19 protein-coding genes and 3 pseudogenes are annotated in these 19,870 nt (G+C 36.4%); 5 read left to right on the top strand and 17 right to left on the bottom strand.

The genetic code is table 11. The annotated features are described in order from the left end of the window. Both SSOP1_RS10350 and SSOP1_RS10345 read right to left on the bottom strand, forming a co-directional pair. The gene (locus SSOP1_RS10350; protein WP_048052563.1) at positions 1-1,665 is read right to left on the bottom strand and encodes a thermopsin family protease; all 1,665 of its coding nucleotides are present in this window, start codon (positions 1,663-1,665) and stop codon (positions 1-3) included. 37 nt (positions 1,666-1,702) lie between these two features. After that, positions 1,703-2,785: a DEAD/DEAH box helicase gene (locus SSOP1_RS10345; RefSeq protein ID WP_010923742.1), complete on the bottom strand. Its 1,083-nt coding sequence runs from the start codon at positions 2,783-2,785 to the stop codon at positions 1,703-1,705. 67 nt (positions 2,786-2,852) lie between these two features. On the opposite strand from SSOP1_RS10345, the gene SSOP1_RS10340 reads away from it, so the two are divergent. Then, positions 2,853-4,043, top strand: coding sequence for an MFS transporter (locus SSOP1_RS10340; RefSeq protein WP_010923741.1), 1,191 nt, complete (start codon positions 2,853-2,855; stop codon positions 4,041-4,043). A gap of 62 nt (positions 4,044-4,105) precedes the next feature. On the opposite strand, the gene SSOP1_RS10335 is transcribed toward SSOP1_RS10340, so the two are convergent. Continuing rightward, a complete protein-coding gene (locus tag SSOP1_RS10335) occupies positions 4,106-5,005 on the bottom strand; it encodes an IS5-like element ISC1058 family transposase (protein WP_010923619.1) in 900 nt (299 codons plus the stop codon). 109 nt (positions 5,006-5,114) lie between these two features. Between SSOP1_RS10335 and SSOP1_RS10330 the strand changes: the two genes are divergently transcribed. Beyond that, positions 5,115-5,633 (top strand): hypothetical protein, encoded by a 519-nt coding sequence (locus tag SSOP1_RS10330; protein ID WP_048054251.1) that lies wholly within the window; start codon positions 5,115-5,117, stop codon positions 5,631-5,633. Between the two features lie 504 nt (positions 5,634-6,137). On the opposite strand, the gene SSOP1_RS10325 is transcribed toward SSOP1_RS10330, so the two are convergent. The 4 genes and pseudogenes from SSOP1_RS10325 to SSOP1_RS10310 all read right to left on the bottom strand — a co-directional run bounded on the left by SSOP1_RS10325 (position 6,138) and on the right by SSOP1_RS10310 (position 10,152). Continuing rightward, positions 6,138-7,103 (bottom strand): energy-coupling factor transporter transmembrane component T family protein, encoded by a 966-nt coding sequence (locus tag SSOP1_RS10325; protein WP_010923739.1) that lies wholly within the window; start codon positions 7,101-7,103, stop codon positions 6,138-6,140. After that, complete coding sequence (locus SSOP1_RS10320) at positions 7,087-8,679, bottom strand: ABC transporter ATP-binding protein (protein ID WP_010923738.1); 1,593 nt, start codon at positions 8,677-8,679, stop codon at positions 7,087-7,089. The genes SSOP1_RS10325 and SSOP1_RS10320 overlap by 17 nt, the downstream gene beginning before the upstream one ends. Further along, positions 8,676-9,424, bottom strand: a pseudogene (locus SSOP1_RS10315) (hypothetical protein). The gene SSOP1_RS10320 and the pseudogene SSOP1_RS10315 overlap by 4 nt, the downstream one beginning before the upstream one ends. An 89-nt stretch (positions 9,425-9,513) precedes the next feature. Beyond that, complete coding sequence (locus tag SSOP1_RS10310) at positions 9,514-10,152, bottom strand: HAD family hydrolase (RefSeq protein WP_010923736.1); 639 nt, start codon at positions 10,150-10,152, stop codon at positions 9,514-9,516. A 78-nt stretch (positions 10,153-10,230) separates the two neighbouring features. Between SSOP1_RS10310 and SSOP1_RS10305 the strand changes: the two genes are divergently transcribed. Next, positions 10,231-10,800 carry a class I SAM-dependent methyltransferase gene (locus tag SSOP1_RS10305; protein ID WP_010923735.1) on the top strand — a complete coding sequence of 190 codons (570 nt, stop codon included), beginning with the start codon at positions 10,231-10,233 and terminating at the stop codon, positions 10,798-10,800. 93 nt (positions 10,801-10,893) lie between these two features. On the opposite strand, the gene SSOP1_RS10300 is transcribed toward SSOP1_RS10305, so the two are convergent. Next, positions 10,894-11,424, bottom strand: a complete 531-nt coding sequence (locus SSOP1_RS10300) for a DUF1286 domain-containing protein (RefSeq protein WP_010923734.1) — start codon at positions 11,422-11,424, stop codon at positions 10,894-10,896. Next, entirely contained in the window at positions 11,421-11,639 is a 219-nt protein-coding gene (locus tag SSOP1_RS10295; protein ID WP_012717621.1) for an SWIM zinc finger family protein, read from the bottom strand. The genes SSOP1_RS10300 and SSOP1_RS10295 overlap by 4 nt, the downstream gene beginning before the upstream one ends. Positions 11,640-11,801: 162 nt before the next feature. On the opposite strand from SSOP1_RS10295, the gene SSOP1_RS10290 reads away from it, so the two are divergent. Both SSOP1_RS10290 and ssh7a read left to right on the top strand, forming a co-directional pair. After that, positions 11,802-11,987 carry a hypothetical protein gene (locus tag SSOP1_RS10290; RefSeq protein WP_012952491.1) on the top strand — a complete coding sequence of 62 codons (186 nt, stop codon included), beginning with the start codon at positions 11,802-11,804 and terminating at the stop codon, positions 11,985-11,987. Positions 11,988-12,196: 209 nt separating this feature from the next. Further along, positions 12,197-12,391, top strand: a complete 195-nt coding sequence (gene ssh7a / locus SSOP1_RS10285; RefSeq protein WP_009992021.1) for a chromatin protein Ssh7a — start codon at positions 12,197-12,199, stop codon at positions 12,389-12,391. 210 nt (positions 12,392-12,601) lie between these two features. On the opposite strand, the pseudogene SSOP1_RS10280 reads toward ssh7a, so the two are convergent. The 8 genes and pseudogenes from SSOP1_RS10280 to SSOP1_RS10245 form a co-directional block, all read right to left on the bottom strand. Further along, positions 12,602-14,092 (bottom strand): annotated as a pseudogene (locus tag SSOP1_RS10280) (FAD-dependent oxidoreductase); the annotation flags it as partial. Positions 14,093-14,237: 145 nt separating this feature from the next. Further along, positions 14,238-15,329 (bottom strand): ISH3-like element ISC1359 family transposase, encoded by a 1,092-nt coding sequence (locus tag SSOP1_RS10275; protein WP_010923018.1) that lies wholly within the window; start codon positions 15,327-15,329, stop codon positions 14,238-14,240. 111 nt (positions 15,330-15,440) lie between these two features. After that, a pseudogene (locus SSOP1_RS10270) lies at positions 15,441-15,632 on the bottom strand (oxidoreductase); the annotation flags it as partial. 117 nt (positions 15,633-15,749) lie between these two features. After that, positions 15,750-16,058 carry an FkbM family methyltransferase gene (locus tag SSOP1_RS10265; RefSeq protein WP_010923732.1) on the bottom strand — a complete coding sequence of 103 codons (309 nt, stop codon included), beginning with the start codon at positions 16,056-16,058 and terminating at the stop codon, positions 15,750-15,752. Positions 16,059-16,278: 220 nt separating this feature from the next. Continuing rightward, entirely contained in the window at positions 16,279-16,551 is a 273-nt protein-coding gene (locus SSOP1_RS10260; RefSeq protein ID WP_012713331.1) for a hypothetical protein, read from the bottom strand. A 53-nt stretch (positions 16,552-16,604) separates the two neighbouring features. Then, positions 16,605-17,291 (bottom strand): class II glutamine amidotransferase, encoded by a 687-nt coding sequence (locus SSOP1_RS10255; protein WP_010923731.1) that lies wholly within the window; start codon positions 17,289-17,291, stop codon positions 16,605-16,607. A gap of 37 nt (positions 17,292-17,328) precedes the next feature. Continuing rightward, positions 17,329-18,129, bottom strand: coding sequence for a transcriptional regulator PaaX (locus SSOP1_RS10250; protein WP_010923730.1), 801 nt, complete (start codon positions 18,127-18,129; stop codon positions 17,329-17,331). 112 nt (positions 18,130-18,241) lie between these two features. Beyond that, the gene (locus tag SSOP1_RS10245) at positions 18,242-19,837 is read right to left on the bottom strand and encodes a benzoate-CoA ligase family protein (protein WP_063492825.1); all 1,596 of its coding nucleotides are present in this window, start codon (positions 19,835-19,837) and stop codon (positions 18,242-18,244) included. Between the last annotated feature and the right edge of the window lie 33 nt (positions 19,838-19,870).

Here is a 19,870-nt window from a genome sequence, read left to right as displayed (position 1 = left end):
TTATCTTCTCTTTCTCAGTATTAACATGATAATAACTATTACTATTATTATAGCCGTTATTTCTAATAGTAAATTATTAATAGATAATTGCAATTTTTCAACTATCGGTTTATTCACTACTATGGTCCCTCCTAGTGTTAAGTTATAAGTCCCGATAAACCTTCCCACTTCATAAAAGGGGATACTTGCACTTAATTTAACAATTGTACCAGTGTTAATCCATATGCTTCCATTTACCCTTTTATCATTTAAGTATGTTGGCAAATCGGAGTTTATTATAACTCGATATTGTTTTATAGTGTTTATGGTAACGTTTAAAGGCGAGCTAATGTTAAACGATAGCGATGGTAAAATTGATGAAATAACATACCTCTCATCGCTACCATTATAATACGTGTAATTAACTATTTTGATTTGAGTACCTTGGGCAAACCAATTTGTATCATTTAAGGTAATTTGTTTACCATTTATCGTGCCAATAACTGGAATAGATGAGTTTACTCTCACCAAGTAGTAATATGTGTAGTTAGGGATAATGTTCAAAATCTTGAACCAACTGACGTTAGGTTCTATTAAGCTAGGATAGTTTCCATTGAGGACTGCAAAGGAGGATGAGTTAATGGAATAATTCATAAAGAAGCCTAATTTAATTGGGGCTGAAACGTAACCAGAGAAAGTACGTGAAATGATGTTATTAACTAGAAACGGTATTTTACTACTAATATTCAAGTATAAGAAACCAGGGATTGAAGGGTTAAAGTTAGTAGTTAACAATCCTGGATTCTGCTTTCCTATTGTAACGTATGCATCTCCATTTTTTGCTATGGTAACACGTAAATTATTAGTGGACTCTGCTGTGTCACTCCCGTAATTATATACTTGTGAAAATGGGACCCATTTACCGTTTTTCATGTACAGTAATGCTAGATAAGAGGACATGTTTAAGAACGTTGTAGATGCACCATTTCCAAATCCTCCCCATACCAATTCAGCATCTAAGTAGCTTCCCAAATATGTTATAATACCTAAGTTTAAATTAGGAGTAGTCTGATTAGCTATTATAATTGAGGCAGAGGTCAAATTATTAACTGGGATGAAAACTGTATCGTAAAACGTTGGATTGGGTGGAGTTATATTTCCGTTCTGAAGAATAACGTAACCGAAACTAACATATACTCCTTGATTATTATGGCTTTCATTTACTATAAGGTAAAACGAAAATGGGAAATCGTATTTAATATAATAAGTGCCGTAAGCGTAGTATGAAGAATGAGAGAAAAGGTCTGAGGTGGAGTATATTTCACCCTTGCCAATTACGTTATTTATTCCAGCTAATGGAGTAGTTGAGTTCCAAATATTTTCACTAAAGAACATCTTGCTCTCATTTGTAATGAAATCTGCTACATTTTGTAGCCAAAAATAGTACTCCTCATTGCTAGTATTCACTTGTAGCATGACGTTTAATTGCAGCGAAGCACCATAAGGTGGAACTCCAAATTTTGAACCAGATGCATTATAAGCCTGAAGTGATGTTATATTCACGTAACCTAATACTTGATTTGTGAATATAGGACCGTCATAAGCTACTACTCCAGTTGGTAATGAAATGGCCAGTAATGGTGTTGGTAAGAGCAAAAGGAGGATTAGTAATGTATTCCTTAGCACGTAAGGGAAATGAATGTTCAAAAATAAAAACGTTTTCCTAAATTGCAAGTAAGTTATTGATTCTTTTAATCATGTCAGCTTCTCTGAACGTATAGAACGTTATTGCTTGACCCACTCTTCCCATTCTACCAGTCCTTCCTACTCTATGTATGTAAGTCTCCACGTCTCTGGGAATATCGAAATTTATTACCTTGTTAACATCTATTATATCAATTCCTCTAGAAGCCAAATCAGTTGCAACTAGAACATTGTACTTTCCCTTTTTGAACCCGTAAAAGTTCTTTAATCTAACGCTCTGAGGCATATCTCCACTTAAAAGTCCCACATTTACTCCCTTCCCTTTTAACAGATAGTATAGTTTCCTAGCCCTATCCCTAGTCCTAGCGAATACCAGAATTTTCTCACCGTTTATTTCCTCCAGTAATTTCGATACTTTATCATTCCAATCATTCCTAACCTTCACGAATTTCTGTTTAACCTCCTCTACCGGTTTATATTCATCCAATACGATCTCTCTAAGATCCTTGGAGAACTCTTTGGCAAGGGTCATAATTTCATCTGGTATTGTAGCTGAGAAGAACCCTGCAATTTTAGCATTACAATGATTCAATATCATTCTAATGTCATCTATAAAACCCATATCCAGCATTCTATCCGCTTCGTCAACTATAACGAAATCGTAACCAGAGAAGTCAATCTTGCCCTTACTCCACAGATCCAAAAGTCTTCCTGGGGTACCAACGACTATTTTGGATTGTCTTTGATCGTCGTAACTCATCCCACCTATTATCAAGCTAACGTCAATTTGTTTATATTTTCCTAGTTTCTTTATCTCATCTAGAATTTGCGTTGCTAATTCTCTAGTAGGCGATAAAATTAAAGCGGTACTATTTCTTTCTAAAATTGGAATAACATACGCTGCAGTCTTACCAGATCCGGTCTTAGCTTGAACTATTACACTTTTACCGTTCATCAATTCTGGAATAACAACTTCTTGGACTCTGGTAGGTTTAATGTAACCGGCTTCATTCAAAGCCTTTCTTAGATCTTCACTTAAATTTTCAAACATATTGGGTAACTGCTCTTGATGGTCTAATAAAGCTATGCTTATTCGAATCATAAAAAATTAACACGTTTACTACTTTTGTAAGTAAGTTTAAATTTAACTTGTCAACTATGTATCTGCAATGCACAGCTCAAAACATTCATTGATTTACTCGGCCATAATTCTTGTACTAATGACAATCTCAGCCAGAGCTACAAATAACATGGTTACTACAACGGTTCCATTATTAGCAAAGTATAGTCTTCAACTATCTAACTCTCTGGTTGGACTTTTATCGGCATTACTATTTACCTTCAATTTTATCGCCACAACATTTATTAATCCTGAACTTAATTCGAGGGTAAGAAGGAGAGTATTTGTAATTTCCAATGTTATAATTTTATTTTCGTTACCACTCTATTATCTGTCTAACGCAATATCAATATGGATAATCTCAATCTTAGCCGGAATCGCATTCGGTTTAGTAATGCCTAACCTAATAACAGCAGCGAGTTTGGCAAATGATAAGAAATCAGTTGAGAGGCTACTATCCCTGTACTCAACTAGCCTTAGTACCAGTTTGATTCTAGGTCCTGCAATTGAAGTCTATTTACTAACTAAATACGACTATAGGGATGTATTCTTATGGTTTATTCCAATAGCAGTTATAGGCATTATAATTTCATCGAGTATTAGATTCCCAGATGTTAAGAGAGAAAGTAGTGGGATTTCAGTGATTAAAAATAAGGGTCTAACAGCTGCTGCACTATCAATTACCACGTATAATGTGCCATTCGCAGCATTTACCACATTCTTGGCAATATTGGCAAAGGATAGATTCAACTTACCTAATTTCGATGCCTACTTTGTCTTTTTGCCATTCTATATAATGTCTTTCTTAACTAGACTTACGATGACCATAAGACCTTTCGAAAACCTCAGAATGCCAATGTTAATTTCTATCATTATAACAATTTTGGGGTTATTTGGAATCCTATACGCCCCAAATTACTCTATTTTCTTAGCAGTTATAGCACTACTGGGAATACCTCACGGTTCAATATTTCCTATGGCTACCATAATGATAAGTAGGGCTACAAGTATAGCTGAGAGGAATGCAGTAAATTCCTATTTCTTAGCTTATAACAATTTATTGTTCTTAGTAGTACCAGCTACAATTGGATTTGTATCAGAGATAGTTGGATTATCACTCTCCATTTCAGCCCTAATAATACCAGTTGCCATTACTGCAGTAGCTTTCTTCAAGATGTTTTGGAATGATAATATTATGGTTAAGAGATACTTTGTTGATTTGTTCAATTTGTCTCATTAAAACGATATTGTATAACACTAATTTTTCAGTAATTAATATTTATTTCAACGTTCCTCTCAAGCTTACACCCTAATGCCCGGAGCCCTACCGACTACAGAATTCGCCAAGTGAACCATCCACGCGTAAGCCCAGAACTTGAGCTTAGCCTCAACTACTTGTCCAGCAAAACTTGTTGCCCTAACCGATTCCCCAAAAGTACGCTTCACCGCAGAGAACAAGGACTCGACCCTCCACCTAACGCCATAACCCTTCTCCTCCCTCCAACGATCATAACCCAACTTCCTAAACTCCCGCACAGCCTTACGTCTAGCAAGATGGCCCCTTTTAGTAGAAGCGTTCTTCTTGGGAGGAACTACAACCTCAACTCCGGTCTTGTAAACCTCATTGGCGTCATATGTCTTATCTCCATAAAACTTCTTGACCTTCTTTCCCTTATCTTGAAGATCCTTAACTGTTTTTACAGCGCTTTCAACCTCGTTGCTAGTGACCTCAGCGTTTATCACGTTGAATTCGTTATTGTCCATTACTATCTCGATCTTGAGGAATTTTGAATCCCTAGTCTTACCCCACTTGGCAACAATGTATTGTCCTCCCGTGTTTGTGCTAATGCCTGTAGCGTCTGCAATTACTTCAAGTTCGTCACTTGCCTCGGGGAAGGTTATTTTCATGTTCCTCACTCTCTTCCATATTGTTGAGTAATCGAGGCTTGTGGGGATGATCTTCAATTGTTCTAAGGCTCTTAATACTCCTTCTATTGCTCTGTAAGGTAGGAAGATGTGGAGGAAGGCTAGGAATTCGTCGAACTCCTTCGGAGCTTTATACTTTGTCCTAGCGTTCCTGTTCTCCTCTGCTAATAAGTCCCACCAATGTTCGAATACGTAGAAGGGGAACATCAACTTATATCTAGTAATGACGTTCTCGTCGTACTTGCTCCAGTCCCTCTTGTACTTACTCTTTCCCATAGGTAATACTTAAACGAATAATTTATAAACTTTTTGTACAATTCTGAAGCAATCCACAAAGCAGTTAAGAGATGAAAATTTAAATAACTGTAAGGCTGTGCATATCCACATGGATAAGAAAATCTTGATTTTTATAGTATTAATAGTTATAATATCTTTTGCTTTAATAATGGTATATCCCTCAAAAGACCTTTTGTTCTCTCCTCAAGAGGCTGAAGCTATCTTTGGGGGAAATTGGGAGGTTCTGCAAAACAATACTAATTTAAAGTCTATTGGTACGATAACAATATATTATGCTAATAGTACAAATCTTACTACACAACATTCACTAGAAGTCGAATCAATTGAAGAAGAAGTACTTGTGGGAGACGTAAATAATACTAAAGTGGAAATGACTATAGTTATCGTAAAATTCTCTTCAAATAGTAGTTGGAGTGAAATCTTCGGTAATAATACCAATTATTATAAATATAACGGATATTACATTACTTATTCAGCTACTTCTTTTACGTATCCTAAAACAATTATAGTTGCTTATAAGGGCTCAACTTTAGTAGAAATAACCTTAGATGGGTATCAAGCTTCATTTGCTCAGGTAAAGGAGATATTAAGCTACTTGAACATTTAAATCTCATTAACTCATCTATACACTCCCGTATTAATACATGATTATTAATGGAAATTACAACTATTAACAAATGCCATCCATTGACGATGATCAAATTAAGCTAGGAATGTAGAGGAAGTGAAGCATGTTTAGGATTTAGAAAGATAGGAGTTTGTAAGGAATAACGTAGAAAGCCTAAGAACAAAGGGAGGTTAGCTTAAATTACGACCAGCATCCTTCGAAAAGACTCTTAAATATTGTCAAACATCTTCATGATATAAAAAGGAAACTCCTAATTCCAGTGGTTATAGCAATAGCCATAGTTACTATCTCAATAACTACAATGTCAGTATTCTCTTTAATAATTCTTTTGTTTCCTCTTCAATATATTTCAACTTTCCTTGATACCTCCTTGGTATTCTCGCCTTAACCAGATTCCTTTTGTTATTTAATTACCAGATAAAAGAAGCTTTAAAATTAATATCTTAATCTAAAAGTGATAAATTATTATAAAATTATAAAAAATTAAAGTCCAACGTATGGTATCGTTCTCCCAAATCCAAGTAAATTAGCTACAATTGCTATAATTATTAATGCCGCAATTATTGCAGTACCGTAGTAGTCAACTCTTGTAAACTTAAGTTCTACTAGACTAGTCCTACTTGGATAAGCTCTAAATCCCCTAGTATCAGCTGAAATTGCCAAGTTCTTAGCTCCCCTAAACAAATACACCATAGTTGGTATTATTGCTTCAAAAATCGCGTAAACTATTAACAGTGAAGAAACTATTTTCGGTCTACTATACCCTAAACCTCTTATATACTGCATCTTCACTGAAGTGTCTAACAGCTCAAATATCCTAGGTATCATCCTTATGCCAACTAACACTGAAAACGTAATTGCTATAGGTATCTTTATTTTAGTGAACATCCTGAAGATATCGGATCCAGTTGTTGTAGTAATGAACAGTAAGGCTGACAATAATACTGGAGCTACTCTAAAGGTAGTCTGAAGGCCGTAAATTAGAGCTTCTAACGTTAATTGTTGCTCATACCCCATTACTTGGAAATAAGATGGGAATGTCCAAATTACCGTAAACTGTTTCACACTAGGGAAGGCTAACTGTAGTGTACTAGGTGGAGTGTAAGGAGCAATGCTCCACGTTCCACCCAATATTGTTGAAAGCGCTAAGAAAAACGCATATCCGAATTTCCTTACTCCATCGTTTAGCGTAAGATATGATAATAAGAGAACTAGGGTTAATATGGCGCCTATCCACCATATCGTAGTAGCAGCTACAGTCATAACTACTATTGTGAGTACTACCTTCGTAACGGGGTTTAACTTATATAGAAACGTATTTCCAGTCTCATAACGCGTTATTTCCCTTAAACCTGTTATTCCTATCAAGAAAATTACGAATAAAGCTGGCACTGCGGATCCGTAGAGAACAATTATCCAACTTATTATTTGATCAACTAAAGTGTTCATTTTTTATCAATCCTCCCAACTCATATTCTAATGGAGGTTCTATGCCATGTCTTAGTGATTTAATGAAAACCTCTTCTGGCTTCCCTTCCAATACGATTTTTCCCTCATTCATTACTAACAGATAATCAGCAAATCTATCAACAAATCTGGAATCATGAGTCACAACCAGTATAGTATATCCCTTATCTCTCAATTCTAAGAGTTCTTTTCCCAAGATTTGCCTATGATACCAATCTTGTCCACTTGTCGGCTCATCCATTAGTATAACCTTAGCCCCACCTGCTAGTACTGAGGCCATTGCAACTCTTCTCCTTTGCCCCATGGAGAGAACTAAAGGATCTTCCTTCCTATAGGCATCTAGAGAGAACATCTTCAAAACCTCTCCTAACCTCTTCTCGTCGTATGTACCTCTATTCTTCATTGAGAACTTAATCTCATCCTCAACAGTTCTCTTTATAAACATAACGTCAAAGAACTGAGGTAAATACGCTATGAATTTTCCCCTTTCCACCAGCTTAGTCTTACTTAAATCTACACCGTTGACTATGACCTTCTCCTCCTCTACGATCAGCCTCTTCTTGTCTATTAAACCAACAATTACCTTCAATAAAGTAGTTTTTCCAGAGCCATTCTTACCCATTAACGCTGTTATAGTACCTTGTTTTAATGATATTTTAGTATTAATCAGATAAATTCCATTTTTCGTCTTAACCTTTACGCTCGCGTATAGCGCTTCTCCTTTTCCCCCAATTCTAGAAGGTGGTCTATAAGTATAAGTTTTCCTTAAATACTCGTAATCTATTTTCCTAAAACCGTTTTTCTTTAAAAATAGCATATAATCTGGTATTTCAAGACCCAAAGAGTAGAGAAAATCGGCCTTATCCACAATCTCATCTTTTCTGACATCTACAGCAATTTTTCCTTCTTCTACTACAATTATTCTATCAACAAAGGGTAATACTCTCTCTATTTTATGCTCAACTAAAACTAGGCTAATTCCCTCAGATCTAAAGGTCTTTACTAGTTCTAAAATTTCCCTAGTACCTTGAGGGTCTATATTGGAAGTTGGCTCATCTAAAATTAACGCCTTAGGTCTCATGGCTAAAACTGACGCTAAGATAGTTCTTTGAAGTTCCCCTCCAGATAAAGTATTAATCTCCCTATCCCTTAAGTGTGAAATGCCATATATCTTCATTGACTCTTCAACTCTCTCTATCATCTCATCCCTACTTATCATATAGTTCTCGACGCCGAAAGCCACCTCATCTATTATAGTATAATTAAAAGCTTGAGTATCCGGATCTTGTAATAGTGTACCCACATATTTAGATATTTCATGTATTGGCGTACTCTTAACGTCAAATCCAAAAACTCTAACTTCTCCTTTTATTTCAGCGTTAATTAAGTGTGGAATTACGCCATTAATTACACTTACTAGCGTCGACTTACCACTTCCCGACCTACCAGTTATTAAAACGGATTCTCCTTCTTCTATATCAAGCTTATCTACCACTATGCTGGGCTTATCTTTTCCCATATAGGTTACTTGGAGATCCCTAATCTCCACAAACTTCACTGTCCCACCGCTTTAGCTATCCTCTGCCCGGCTAAAGCTCCTAAAATTCCTATGACCACATCTCCAGGTATAAAGGCTAGAAAGTCAAATTGTATAGTAGCCCAGTTCACTATAGCCCCACTTATTAAGGGCCTAAAGAAGCCAAGATAAAAGATTGGGTCTGGAATTGATAAAAGATTGGGTCTGGAATTGCAAACAATATACCAATTATTATACCTTCTAATATTGCCAATCCCACAACAGTTTTAGTTGACACAGATGACCCATTGCTACTTTTATATCCAATACCGAATAATTTTCCCCTACTAGCTACAATTACAAGGTCAAGAAATAATCCATAAGTTAGGGCTTCATAAATTGTATACATGGGTTCTCCGCCAAAACCATAGAAGAATAAATCTGACAGTATATTAAAGATCAGTAAACTCAGTATCCCAGTACCTGGTTTTCTAACTAAGGCAGCTACAATAAGGAGAATGAACATTCTCCCCCAAAATCCTACTCCTATGAAAGGTGTACTAGGTAAAAATCTACCAATGAAACTACCTATATAGAATTCCCAAACCACGCTAAAAGCTGCTCCCACTGCAATGTAAACTAAATCAATTGTTGTAAAACTCTTTAAGCCGAATCTCCTAGCGAAGTAAAATACTATTGCAAGCCCTACTATAAAGTAGATAGTAACTATCTCCCAAGGCACCATACCTGGAACAGAAGTATCGAATTTTATCCCATTGAATGCCATATTTAATTTCTGGCACAAATATTTAAAAGGATTTCCTATATTGATATTATAAACTATATAGTTTACTTTTGGTAATATCTACCTGAAATTTAGAGATTTTTCGTGACCATTGGAATTATCTCTCTTAAATTCCTTACCTTTTCCTTGATCTCTGGATAAAAGTCGTATCTGTCCAACAATATCGCATCTACATAGCTTCTCCTAGCTCCCACGTAATCAATTTCATATATATCCCCTATATGCAAAGCTGGATATCCGCCCTTTAAAATTGCAATGGCGAAGATTTTAGGATTAGGCTTAACAATACCAATCTCGTGAGATAAGACTAAGTCATCAAAGTACTTTACTAATCCCAATTCTTCCAACAACTTTTTAGTCCTAGGTGATGAGTTGCTTAATAAGATTAATTTAGTGTTGGTACTTCTAATAGTTTCTAAAAATTCCATCACATCATCATATATGAACGCTTCCCCGTCCCTTATATCAGAACCCCTTATATGGCTGATCAATCTATCACTTGGAGGAATATTCAAATTATATAGGAATTCCTTAATATCAGTTGGTTGGGAATAGTTATTAACAGCCATGGCTTTCACATAAGCTCTGAAGACCCTTCTAATGTCAACATCATAACCGTGTTCTCTCAGAATAGTTTGTAATTTCTCATAAAATGCTGGTTTAAAACCAACTAGCGTGTTTCCAAAGTCTACGAAAATCGCTCTATACACGTGTTTTCACTAATTTTTAAGGTTATATACTTTTGTTCCCCTTTAAATATTGGGAAAAATTTAATTAGATAGAGAGAAATGTACACATTAATGAGCAAAAACGATAGATACATTAATCCACTAGTTCTTGATAATTCTTTAAGGTCTTTGGTTTCACCTCCTAATAGGATACTATCAAGATTCGTGAAATATCTAAAAGAAGACTACACGGTAGTGGATTTGGGATGTGGTCCTGGGTTCTTCACTACAATCCTCGCTAGAATTGTGAAAACCGTTTACGCAGTAGATCCTGACGAGAGGGCAATAAGAAGATTAAAGGAAAAAGTCCAAAAGTTGTCTTTGAATAACGTTATACCGTATGTAGCTCCAGCTCAAAAACTGGAATTTATTAAAGATAAAAGTATTGACTTTGTTTTCTCTAACCTAATGCTGTGTTGTACTTCAGACCACAATGGCGCTATAAAGGAAATTAAGAGGATTCTAAAGGATAATGGTTTAGCTTACATAAGCGTTACAAGAAGCTTTCTCATAAAGGATAAAATGGATGTTAGTGGAGACGAATGGAAGAAAATACTTGGTCAATTTAAGATAATAAGAGAAGGAAAGAATTTAATGGAGAGATGGGCTGTAGTGCAACAAATTAGTTAATATTAAAGATGTAGACCCGAATGGATAAGCGTAACTCTTGCCTTTTAAGGCGTGGAAGATATCAGAACTAGCTTTTTCTTAAAGGCGAAGCTCTCAGAGATAAGCCAGATATATCATTACGGCACCAGCTATTATTGCTAAACCGTTTACTAAGGGGTTATCATATCTGAAATGTGCCAAGGCAAATCTTCTCCATCTACCGTATTTTTTAACGTAAATTCCCCTTTCCGTAAATACGTCCAGGAACAAATGAGAGGGCCCAACAACTACACCATTTAACAATATTAACAACACCACCTTATTGCTAAGGGAGAAATAGTACTCGTGATAGCTAAACCCATAATAATAAATCAATAAGAGAATAAAGACCGGGACTACGGAGACAATACCCCAAACTACACTTCTAGGAATTGTATGGGTTAAAGGTGTCCTTACCGGGATATACCCATACCTAGTGGCAATCTCCTTATGGCCAATCCTATCAATCAAGGAATTACCTATTACCGAAACTATTCCGCTCAAGATTAAAGCGTAGTAAAAATATTCATGAAAGAGTACAGAGTCCAGAAGCGTTAATAAACCGGTTGAGAAGATGTAATGGGTTCTGAGCCTCACAAGATTCATACCCTCTCCTCGCTTATAAATCTCACCTTATTTTTAGCAATTGCTATGTGTTTGCATTTTCCTCTCATTGCAAATCCCTTGCAACTACACGAATAATTGATTACGCTTTTATCCTTGTACACTATCCTTACTAGGTATGACTCTAATGGGTTCCTCTCAGATTCCATCGCTATGTAATAAGTGTTCCTAGTTATTCCAATCAAGTATGGGTACATCTCATTATCGTTTCTTCAAAAAAGAATTAGATCCAGTACACTGAAAGTATTATTCATTGAAGATGGGAAAGTATTCCTAAGGTTTTATACGTTTTAACCCTTTTAACTTATGTTAGATAAGTTTATAAATTAGAAGACTTATATATAGTTAGGGTGAAATATATGATAGGTCTCAAAATTAGTCACAAGAAAGAAGATAAAAAGAATGACAATTCTAGAGTTAACACTCCCATTACTTACGACATGGCTAGATTACCAGAGGAATACTTGAGAAATGAGTTTCCAGAAGAGTGGCGTTCATTGCAAAAAGAAAAGAAATCTTATTATGGTTGGATCTGGTATTCCTAACCTTAACTAAAACCTTTTTAAATTTCTATCTTCTTCTAAATTAAGCTTTTTGAATGTTTGTTATTTAGAACCTATATTTCTGAAAATAAGTTATATTCTTCTCTTAAAGGATTAACTCTTTTTAGTCTTATGATATTACCTTAAGTTATACTTGAGTTAAAACCGTAAAGTATATTTAAGAGAATAACATAAGGATATCTTGAAGAAATATGGCAACAGTAAAGTTCAAGTATAAAGGAGAAGAAAAACAAGTAGACATAAGTAAGATAAAGAAGGTATGGAGAGTCGGAAAGATGATAAGCTTTACCTATGATGAGGGTGGAGGAAAGACTGGTAGAGGAGCAGTAAGCGAGAAAGATGCTCCAAAAGAGCTATTACAAATGTTAGAGAAACAAAAGAAGTAAGCTAATGAATGAGTATTAAAAGCTAAATTCTTTTTGTTTTTCTTATTTATATCGTTGTTTTGTTGAGCAAATATTGTGTTTGGTCTGATAATTAGCAAAATAAAATAGTCGTTTCCGACCATATTCTTCATAAGTTTTAAAAAGAGTTAACACAATATGTCATTTGAATGATTAAAGTGGCCAGGACTGAAAAAACGTGATGAAATGTTTTTAATATGACTTGAAAGTTCTACCTAACCAATAACCTCTTTGTATAGCCTTACCAATACTCGGCTGGTCATCAGCAATATTATGTATTTCCACGTCAAACTTCATACTATTTTTTTCCTCTAAGAACTTCACACCAACTTCACTTAACTCCTTTCTTAGGAGGTACTCCCTAGTTCTATCCAATCCCTTAAACGATCTCTCAGTAATGTAAATCTCATTATATTTAGCTAGCTCAAACGCATAGTCATGATAAACGTAAAGGTTAGAATCTATCAGCAATTTTTCTCCCTTGACGTCGGGCATTTTAGGTATTTCATAGTCAGGTATAGCCATTATACAGTCAGAGCACTCAATCTTAGAGTTAAGCTTAACCTCAACATTAAGTCTCTTTAACTCCCTCTCATAGTAATTAATTAACTCTTGGAACTCCTTAACTTTCCAAGGATCCTTGTAAAGTAGGAACTGTCCTCCTAACTTATTGTTTTGCTCATATAAAGTTACCGTGAAGCCCCTCAAAGCTAAGACTCTAGCAGCTTCTAAACCCATTACGCCTCCTCCCACTACAATAACCTCTCCCTTGCCCTTCTCTAATGGTGGTAACAACTCCCATCCTAATTCGGGGTTGACATCACATCTTACCTCTTTATATACAACCCCTCTACATGTCTGATTACACCTAATACATGGTCTTATTGGTAGATCCCTTTTAGCTTTCTCTAGCCAATAGGGATCGGCTAATAATTGTCTTCCTAATACAACGACGTCAGCAATTTCTCTCGCCTTAATCGCATCTACTGGAGTTATCACAGATCCAACAAGAAATATTGGAATATTAACTGCATCCCTTACTACCTTTGCCTCTTCAAGAAATGCCAATCTCTTATAGTAGTATGGCATGCTGGAACCCAAAGGACCATCTCTTCCAGCTGATAAGTGAATATAATCTATCCCAGCCTTCTCCAACTTTTTACCTATTTCAGCAACAATTTCTGGAGTTAAGCCCTCATTGTCGAATTCGGTTACACTGATTCTTATACCTACAGTGATTTTAGCTTTTTCCTTTATGCCCTTAAGGATTTCCTCTATAAACCTTACACCATCTTTGTACTCATCATTCCTCTTATTTGTCGCGGGAGATAAGAATTGGGCTAATAGATACCCATGAGCTCCATGAAGTTCTATTCCGTCAAATCCAGCCCTCTTAGCTCTTATTGATGCGTCTATGAAATCGTTTTTAACCCTCTCTATATCCTCCTTAGTCATCTCCCTTACTTCGTCCATTATAGGAATGGGAGAAGGGGCTATTGGTTTGTTACCCCAAATTATATCCTTTCTAGTCTTCCTACCAACGTGAACTAGTTGCACAAAAATCTTACTTCCCAAAGCGTGAATTAACTCAGTTAACCTCATGAACTTTGGCGTTAACTCATCTGAATCCATTCCCAGTTCGTTAACTGATCCCCTAGCGTCTACGTGATTAACGTCAGTATGGGAATCTCATTTTTCTGATATAAATGATAATATATGTAAGATTGAACCGCACCAGTTTTATTCAAATATAACTGCATATATTTTATGAAAATGACAGTTAATAAGTCAGTTTTCAATAGCAGAATATAAATATATAGAATTAATTTCACGTAGCTGGAAGGAGGTGCATAGGGTTAGCTGGAGTCTGGGGGAATGACGTCTTCACTTCACGGAACGCGCGTTCTTGTTCCACTCTTACCTCCCGATCGAGGAGATTCGAGAGGGAGACCGAGAACTCCCACAACTTTACCTTCCTCCAAGAGCGGATCAAGAACCAGACATTCAAGAGAAGATAGGAAAGCAGAACGAGAACCAATTCCTTCCTCACGTCACAAGTCCTAGTCCTGATCCTGAACTCCTCAAGAGAGCGGAAGGCGTTCTCTATCCCCCACCTCTCCCTATACATCTCGGCAAGGACTATGGCATCATAAAGATCCATCTCCTTCCTCACGAGGAAGGCAATAATCTTGCCGTCTTCCTTCCTCAGAATAATGAGATAAGCTCCACTCCCATGTCTCACGCAGAGAAATCCAGTATATCTAACTCCGCCAAAACTCACATCCACATCTTGCAACATCCCCTTGTACTTCTTGTACATCTGGGCCTTGGCAGATATGACGAAGTCCAAGCCCAACTCCAAGAGGAACCTAATCACTTCGTTCACCGCGAACTCCCTGTCCGCGAAGACCATGACGAGCCTCAGCTTGTCCTCCTCCAACTCCTTCACGATTACCTCCATCACCGCCTTGAAACCTTCAGCTACGTTCTTCACGGTCACTGGGATCACGTCCAAGAAGCTCCTCGTCCTCCCCAGGAGGAAGATCGCAGCTTGAACCAGTCCCCACGACGTCCCCTTAGTTGGCTTTATCCTACTCAAGAAACTCTTGTCAGCGTGATATTGAGGTATGGCATGGAAGTCCACTGCTACCCTCCTGTCCCTGACTCCCCTTAACGTCATCCTTCCCATCTTCCTCAACGCATCCCTCACGTCCTCAACTTGAACCGCGTTCAACTTTCTCAACGCTCTTCTCCCATCTTTCCCCAACCTGCTCAAGTAGCTCCCACTCGCCTTAAGCAAGGCACTGAGGAGTTCCTCAGGGAAAAGTATTTTAGTGAGGACCGAGTAAATTATCTTGAGGGCGGACCTGGCGAAGTCCCGGTTGAACTTCGCCGGTTTAGTTGTATTCTCATGTTTCATATATTCAGGTTCGCCCTCGTATATACAAACTTTTCTCCAGAAATTCTCATCCTCTCAACTTTTTCTGTATTCCATTCATCTCGTTTTTTACGCAAAAAATGAGATTCCCATACTGACGTATGTGTATTCTGTTATTATTAACCCAACTCCTCCCTTAGCTCTCTCAGCTAAGTAAGCTATATGAGCATCACTAGGATAACCCTCCGGCGTACCTAGATTACTGATCATTGGTGACATGGCTATTCTATTCTTTAAAACAATATCTCCAATTCTTATTGGTTCCAGTAGCTTCGATAGATCCATGAGGGATATTAGAATGTGATAGTTAAAAAGTTAACTGTAAGGCTCTGTATTTTCATAGAAATACTAAATCTTAGATGAATGTAATATATAAAAAGTGTTTTAACTATTCAATAATTGCTATAAAGCTCTCTTATATAAGAAATTTCCAATATTATCATAAGTCATGTAGACTTTAACTAGTTTAAATCCCTTTGCACGTAATAACGAGTTTATATCTTTTTCTAACTCCTTCCTAACTTCTATCAAAATTTTATCAGTTATATCTAAGGTATTCGTGGTTCCTTTCAATACTTCCAATTCACCACGCTCGACATCAATCTTTAATAATTTTACCTTTTTTAGGCCAAGAGAGTCTAAAGTAACTGCGTCAACCACAATCTTGTTACCCTTACTCTCATAGGCTGAAGTCATGTCATCATATTCCACCTTTAGTAGTTTGGTATATCATTCATTTATTTTAAGAAATCTGTTAAAATACCTCAAGTTAATGTATGTTTTAAAATAGGAATAATATAGACGGGAAATTTGAAGGTTTAACGTTAAGATATTCTCTTAATGAGGGAGGTTTGGTTTTTAACTCCTCTATTCTCAACGCAAACTAGCCTCTTCCATCAATTCCTTTAACCTTTCGGCGTGGTTTTCCATCTTAAACTCTTAGCAATCTCCCATATATGAGTTCAAACTCATTTTCCTCCTCAAAAATCTCATTTATACTATCCAAGGCTTCCTCCCAATCCTTAACGCCAAAACTCTTATCCTTTATGAGCTCCTTACTTCCTAAACCGCCATTAACTATAATTACTGGTCCTCTCATCATATCTCTTGCCTCTATTATTCTATCTAGATCTACTGTTGCGACACCTTCCCTATTTTTAGCGTAAATACTAAATTTAGCGTTAATATTTCTAGCCTCTTCCAAAGATACTCTAGTTAAAACCTAACTCCAGAGTATCCTCAGTAAAATGTTACTCATTATAGCTCTCCCAGATTACCGAACTTAACCTCCTCACCTTTTTCACAACCAGTATAGGCTAAAGATGAAGAGTAGATAGCACCTTTATTAAAATATAACTTATAGTACTCTTCCTTTCTTTTTATCCTATCCTTTCTATAATAGTTATAGAAGTAGATAGTAGAGGATCTATCAATCCTATTTATCTCCATGATTAGCAGATTTAATGCGGATTGTGTAACGTCCTGCAACTTGTCAATCTCTTTAATGCTGTATGTTGCAAAATATTTGGCAACAAGTTCTGAGTCTACCATTAGCATGGGGTCTATTCCTAGTACATTACCCAATTTGTATTTATCGACACTACCATTATGGGCTAAGAATAGTATTGATTTTGGAGTACTTTCTAAATAAGGATGGGAATAATAGGGGGAGATTAATCTCTTATCACTGGCTTGCCTAGCGTGAATTATTACTTTCATTTCACCATCTAGCAAGTTTAGGATTTTCTCTAGATTTTCGTCCTTAAATATTGGGAGATGGCTTCTGTAATGTATTAAATTATTACTAGCAATTGCCACAATTCCCCAGCCATCCCCATGGGTTTCATTGGTTAATGGGTCATTTAGTGATGCCTTAGCTAGGCAATTCGTAAGTCTCTTTAAGTACTCCTTATCATCTCCATGGTATGCTAACATTCTACACATGTTATTTTAATAGATGATGTGAGGGGATAAAAATGTTTCATGGTTCATAAACCTTATAAAAGAACTCGTTAGCCTTAGGAGTAAGTTCCTCCCTTAATTTCATAAATAGATCATATGCTGTATACCCTATCCAATTTGGAGGTAATAAATCCTCAGGTAAATCTGGATCAATGTTTAAAAATTTTCTATATTCGTGGACAAGTAGTATCCTAGTTACGAACGCCTCATTACTTTTTAGACTACTTACCTTTTCTAGTACTCCAGTCCATTTTTCTAAGAACGCTCTATAAGCTTGTTCAACTTCAGATAAATTCCAACATTTTTCTACTAGTCCCTTAGGTTCTCCTAGATAATTTGCAACGAAAATGTCTACTTGTATACCATTAGATGAACCATAGTGATCGTTAATGAAATTCTTTAAGGTATCTTCAATTGGGTTTGGTGAGATCCACGTCGATTGCGCTAACATACCAAATCCAAGCCACTTCAGCTCTCTCCTTAACTTATCTCTTAGTTCTCTATTGTTCTCTGGGATATTATATACTACTATCCTCCACTTATTATCCCATCTTCTCCTAACTTTTTCATAAACCCTCCTAGTTCCTTCCAATAATCTTAGCATACCTTTTTCTGATAATTTGTAGCTAACTTTCCTATTTTCTCCTTTTATTCCTACTATAAGTCCTGCTTTCTTCATTCTATGTAATCCTGCCCTTATTGCTCCTTCGGAAAATCCAAATTCCTTAAAGATTACGATTAGACTTTTAGAACTTATCGTTCCTCCAGAATCCTTCACATAATCTCCATAGAGTGTAAAGAACAATGACTGTATCTTCATTAATAATAACCTTTAAATTAATACTAAAAAATTTTCTTAGTTGTAGCAAGTGTTATAAAGCTCATCGACATGTTTACAAAGGGTTAGTTTCTTTTTTAACTGTCCTTATAAATTATTTGATCTCCCCTAGCCTAAACTTATATCGTTGTATCTTACCGGTTGCAGTCTTAGGAATTTCCGTAATAAACCTTATTTCTTTAGGAACCTTATAATGGTCTAATTTTTCCCTAAGGTAATTCCTTATCTCCTCAGCTAATTCACTACTTGGCGAATACCCTTGTTTTAGCGTAACAAACCCAACTACCCTTACTAATCCTACTTCATCTGGAATACCTACAACTGCAGCCTCAAGAACTGCAGGATGTGATAATAGCGCAGATTCCACTTCTATTGGAGAAACCCATAATCCCGCAGTCTTAACCATATCGTCAGACCTTCCAACGTAGTAATAATATCCCTCGTCATCTCTGTAAAACTTATCTCCAGTTCTAAACCAAGATCCCATCATGTTCTTTCTAGTACTTTCGTAATCATTCCAGTAAAACATGGCTACACTATCTCCTTTTACGTAGAGATCCCCTATAGTTTTAGGAGGAACCTCATTGCCATCTTCATCTACTATTTTAACCTCATATCCAGGGACTGGTTTCCCAGTACATCCAGGCTTAGAATTACTTGGAATGTTAGAGATATATATGTGAAGTGCCTCAGTGGAACCAATACCATCTAGAATTTCTACGCCGTATCTCTCTTTCCATTTAATATATATTAACGGGGGTAAGGGTTCTCCAGCAGAAACGCAAAATCTTAAACTAGTTAAGTTGTAATTCTTCCAATCCTCTACATGTAGCATTGCGTTATATAAAGTAGGCACTCCAAAGAAGATAGTAGGCTTGTATTTATGTATGGTCTCCAATACCCTTCTGGGTTCTACTCTATCTGGCATCAGAACTGTCGAGGCACCGTTACCAAAGGCGAAGTAGGATCCATTTCCTAATCCATAAGCGAAAAATAGTTTAGAGGCGCTGAATAGTCTATCTTTTTCACTGATTTTGAGAACGTTTTTCACATAGGTATCGAGAACAACTAATATGTCTTTATGTAAGTGAACTGCTGCTTTAGGATGTCCCGTAGTCCCTGACGTATAGAGCCAAAACGCCATATCGTTTGGAGAAGTCTTTTCAGCTTCTAAGTGAGTGGAGGCTGTAGAAACAAGTCCATGATAAAAACTCAACTCTGCCTTGTGATTATGATCCTCGAAAGTGATCTTCTGCGTTTCTGATATACTGGGCAAAATTATAACATGTTTAAGTTTATCAGCTCTACCTTTAAGGTATGGAGATAACTTGGGCCAAATGTCTGGTTCAATTGCCAATACCTTAGCTCCAGTATCCTCCAAAAGGAAAAGATACTCCTCTGGTTTTAAATAAGTGTTAACTGGTACCGGGATCGCACCAATTTTCATGGCACTATAGAAAATCGATATAAAGAACGGTGTATCATACGCTATTATCAATATTCTATTTTCTTTCTCCACTCCTAATTCCCTTAGGGCATTACCTACCCTATTTATTTCCTCTATTACCTTGCGATATGACCAAACTTCATCTTTATAATAAATTGCTATTCTTTTATCTGCCTCACTATCTTCCCATTTTGAAAACAACGCATCAGTTACATTTAAAATTCTACCATACTTAGCAGTCATTATTATTTAATTTTTTAAACCAATTTATATAGT

The sequence above is a fragment of the Saccharolobus solfataricus genome (assembly GCF_900079115.1).
Classification (GTDB): domain Archaea; phylum Thermoproteota; class Thermoprotei_A; order Sulfolobales; family Sulfolobaceae; genus Saccharolobus; species Saccharolobus solfataricus.
This window is presented reverse-complemented; position numbering and strand designations above follow the sequence as displayed.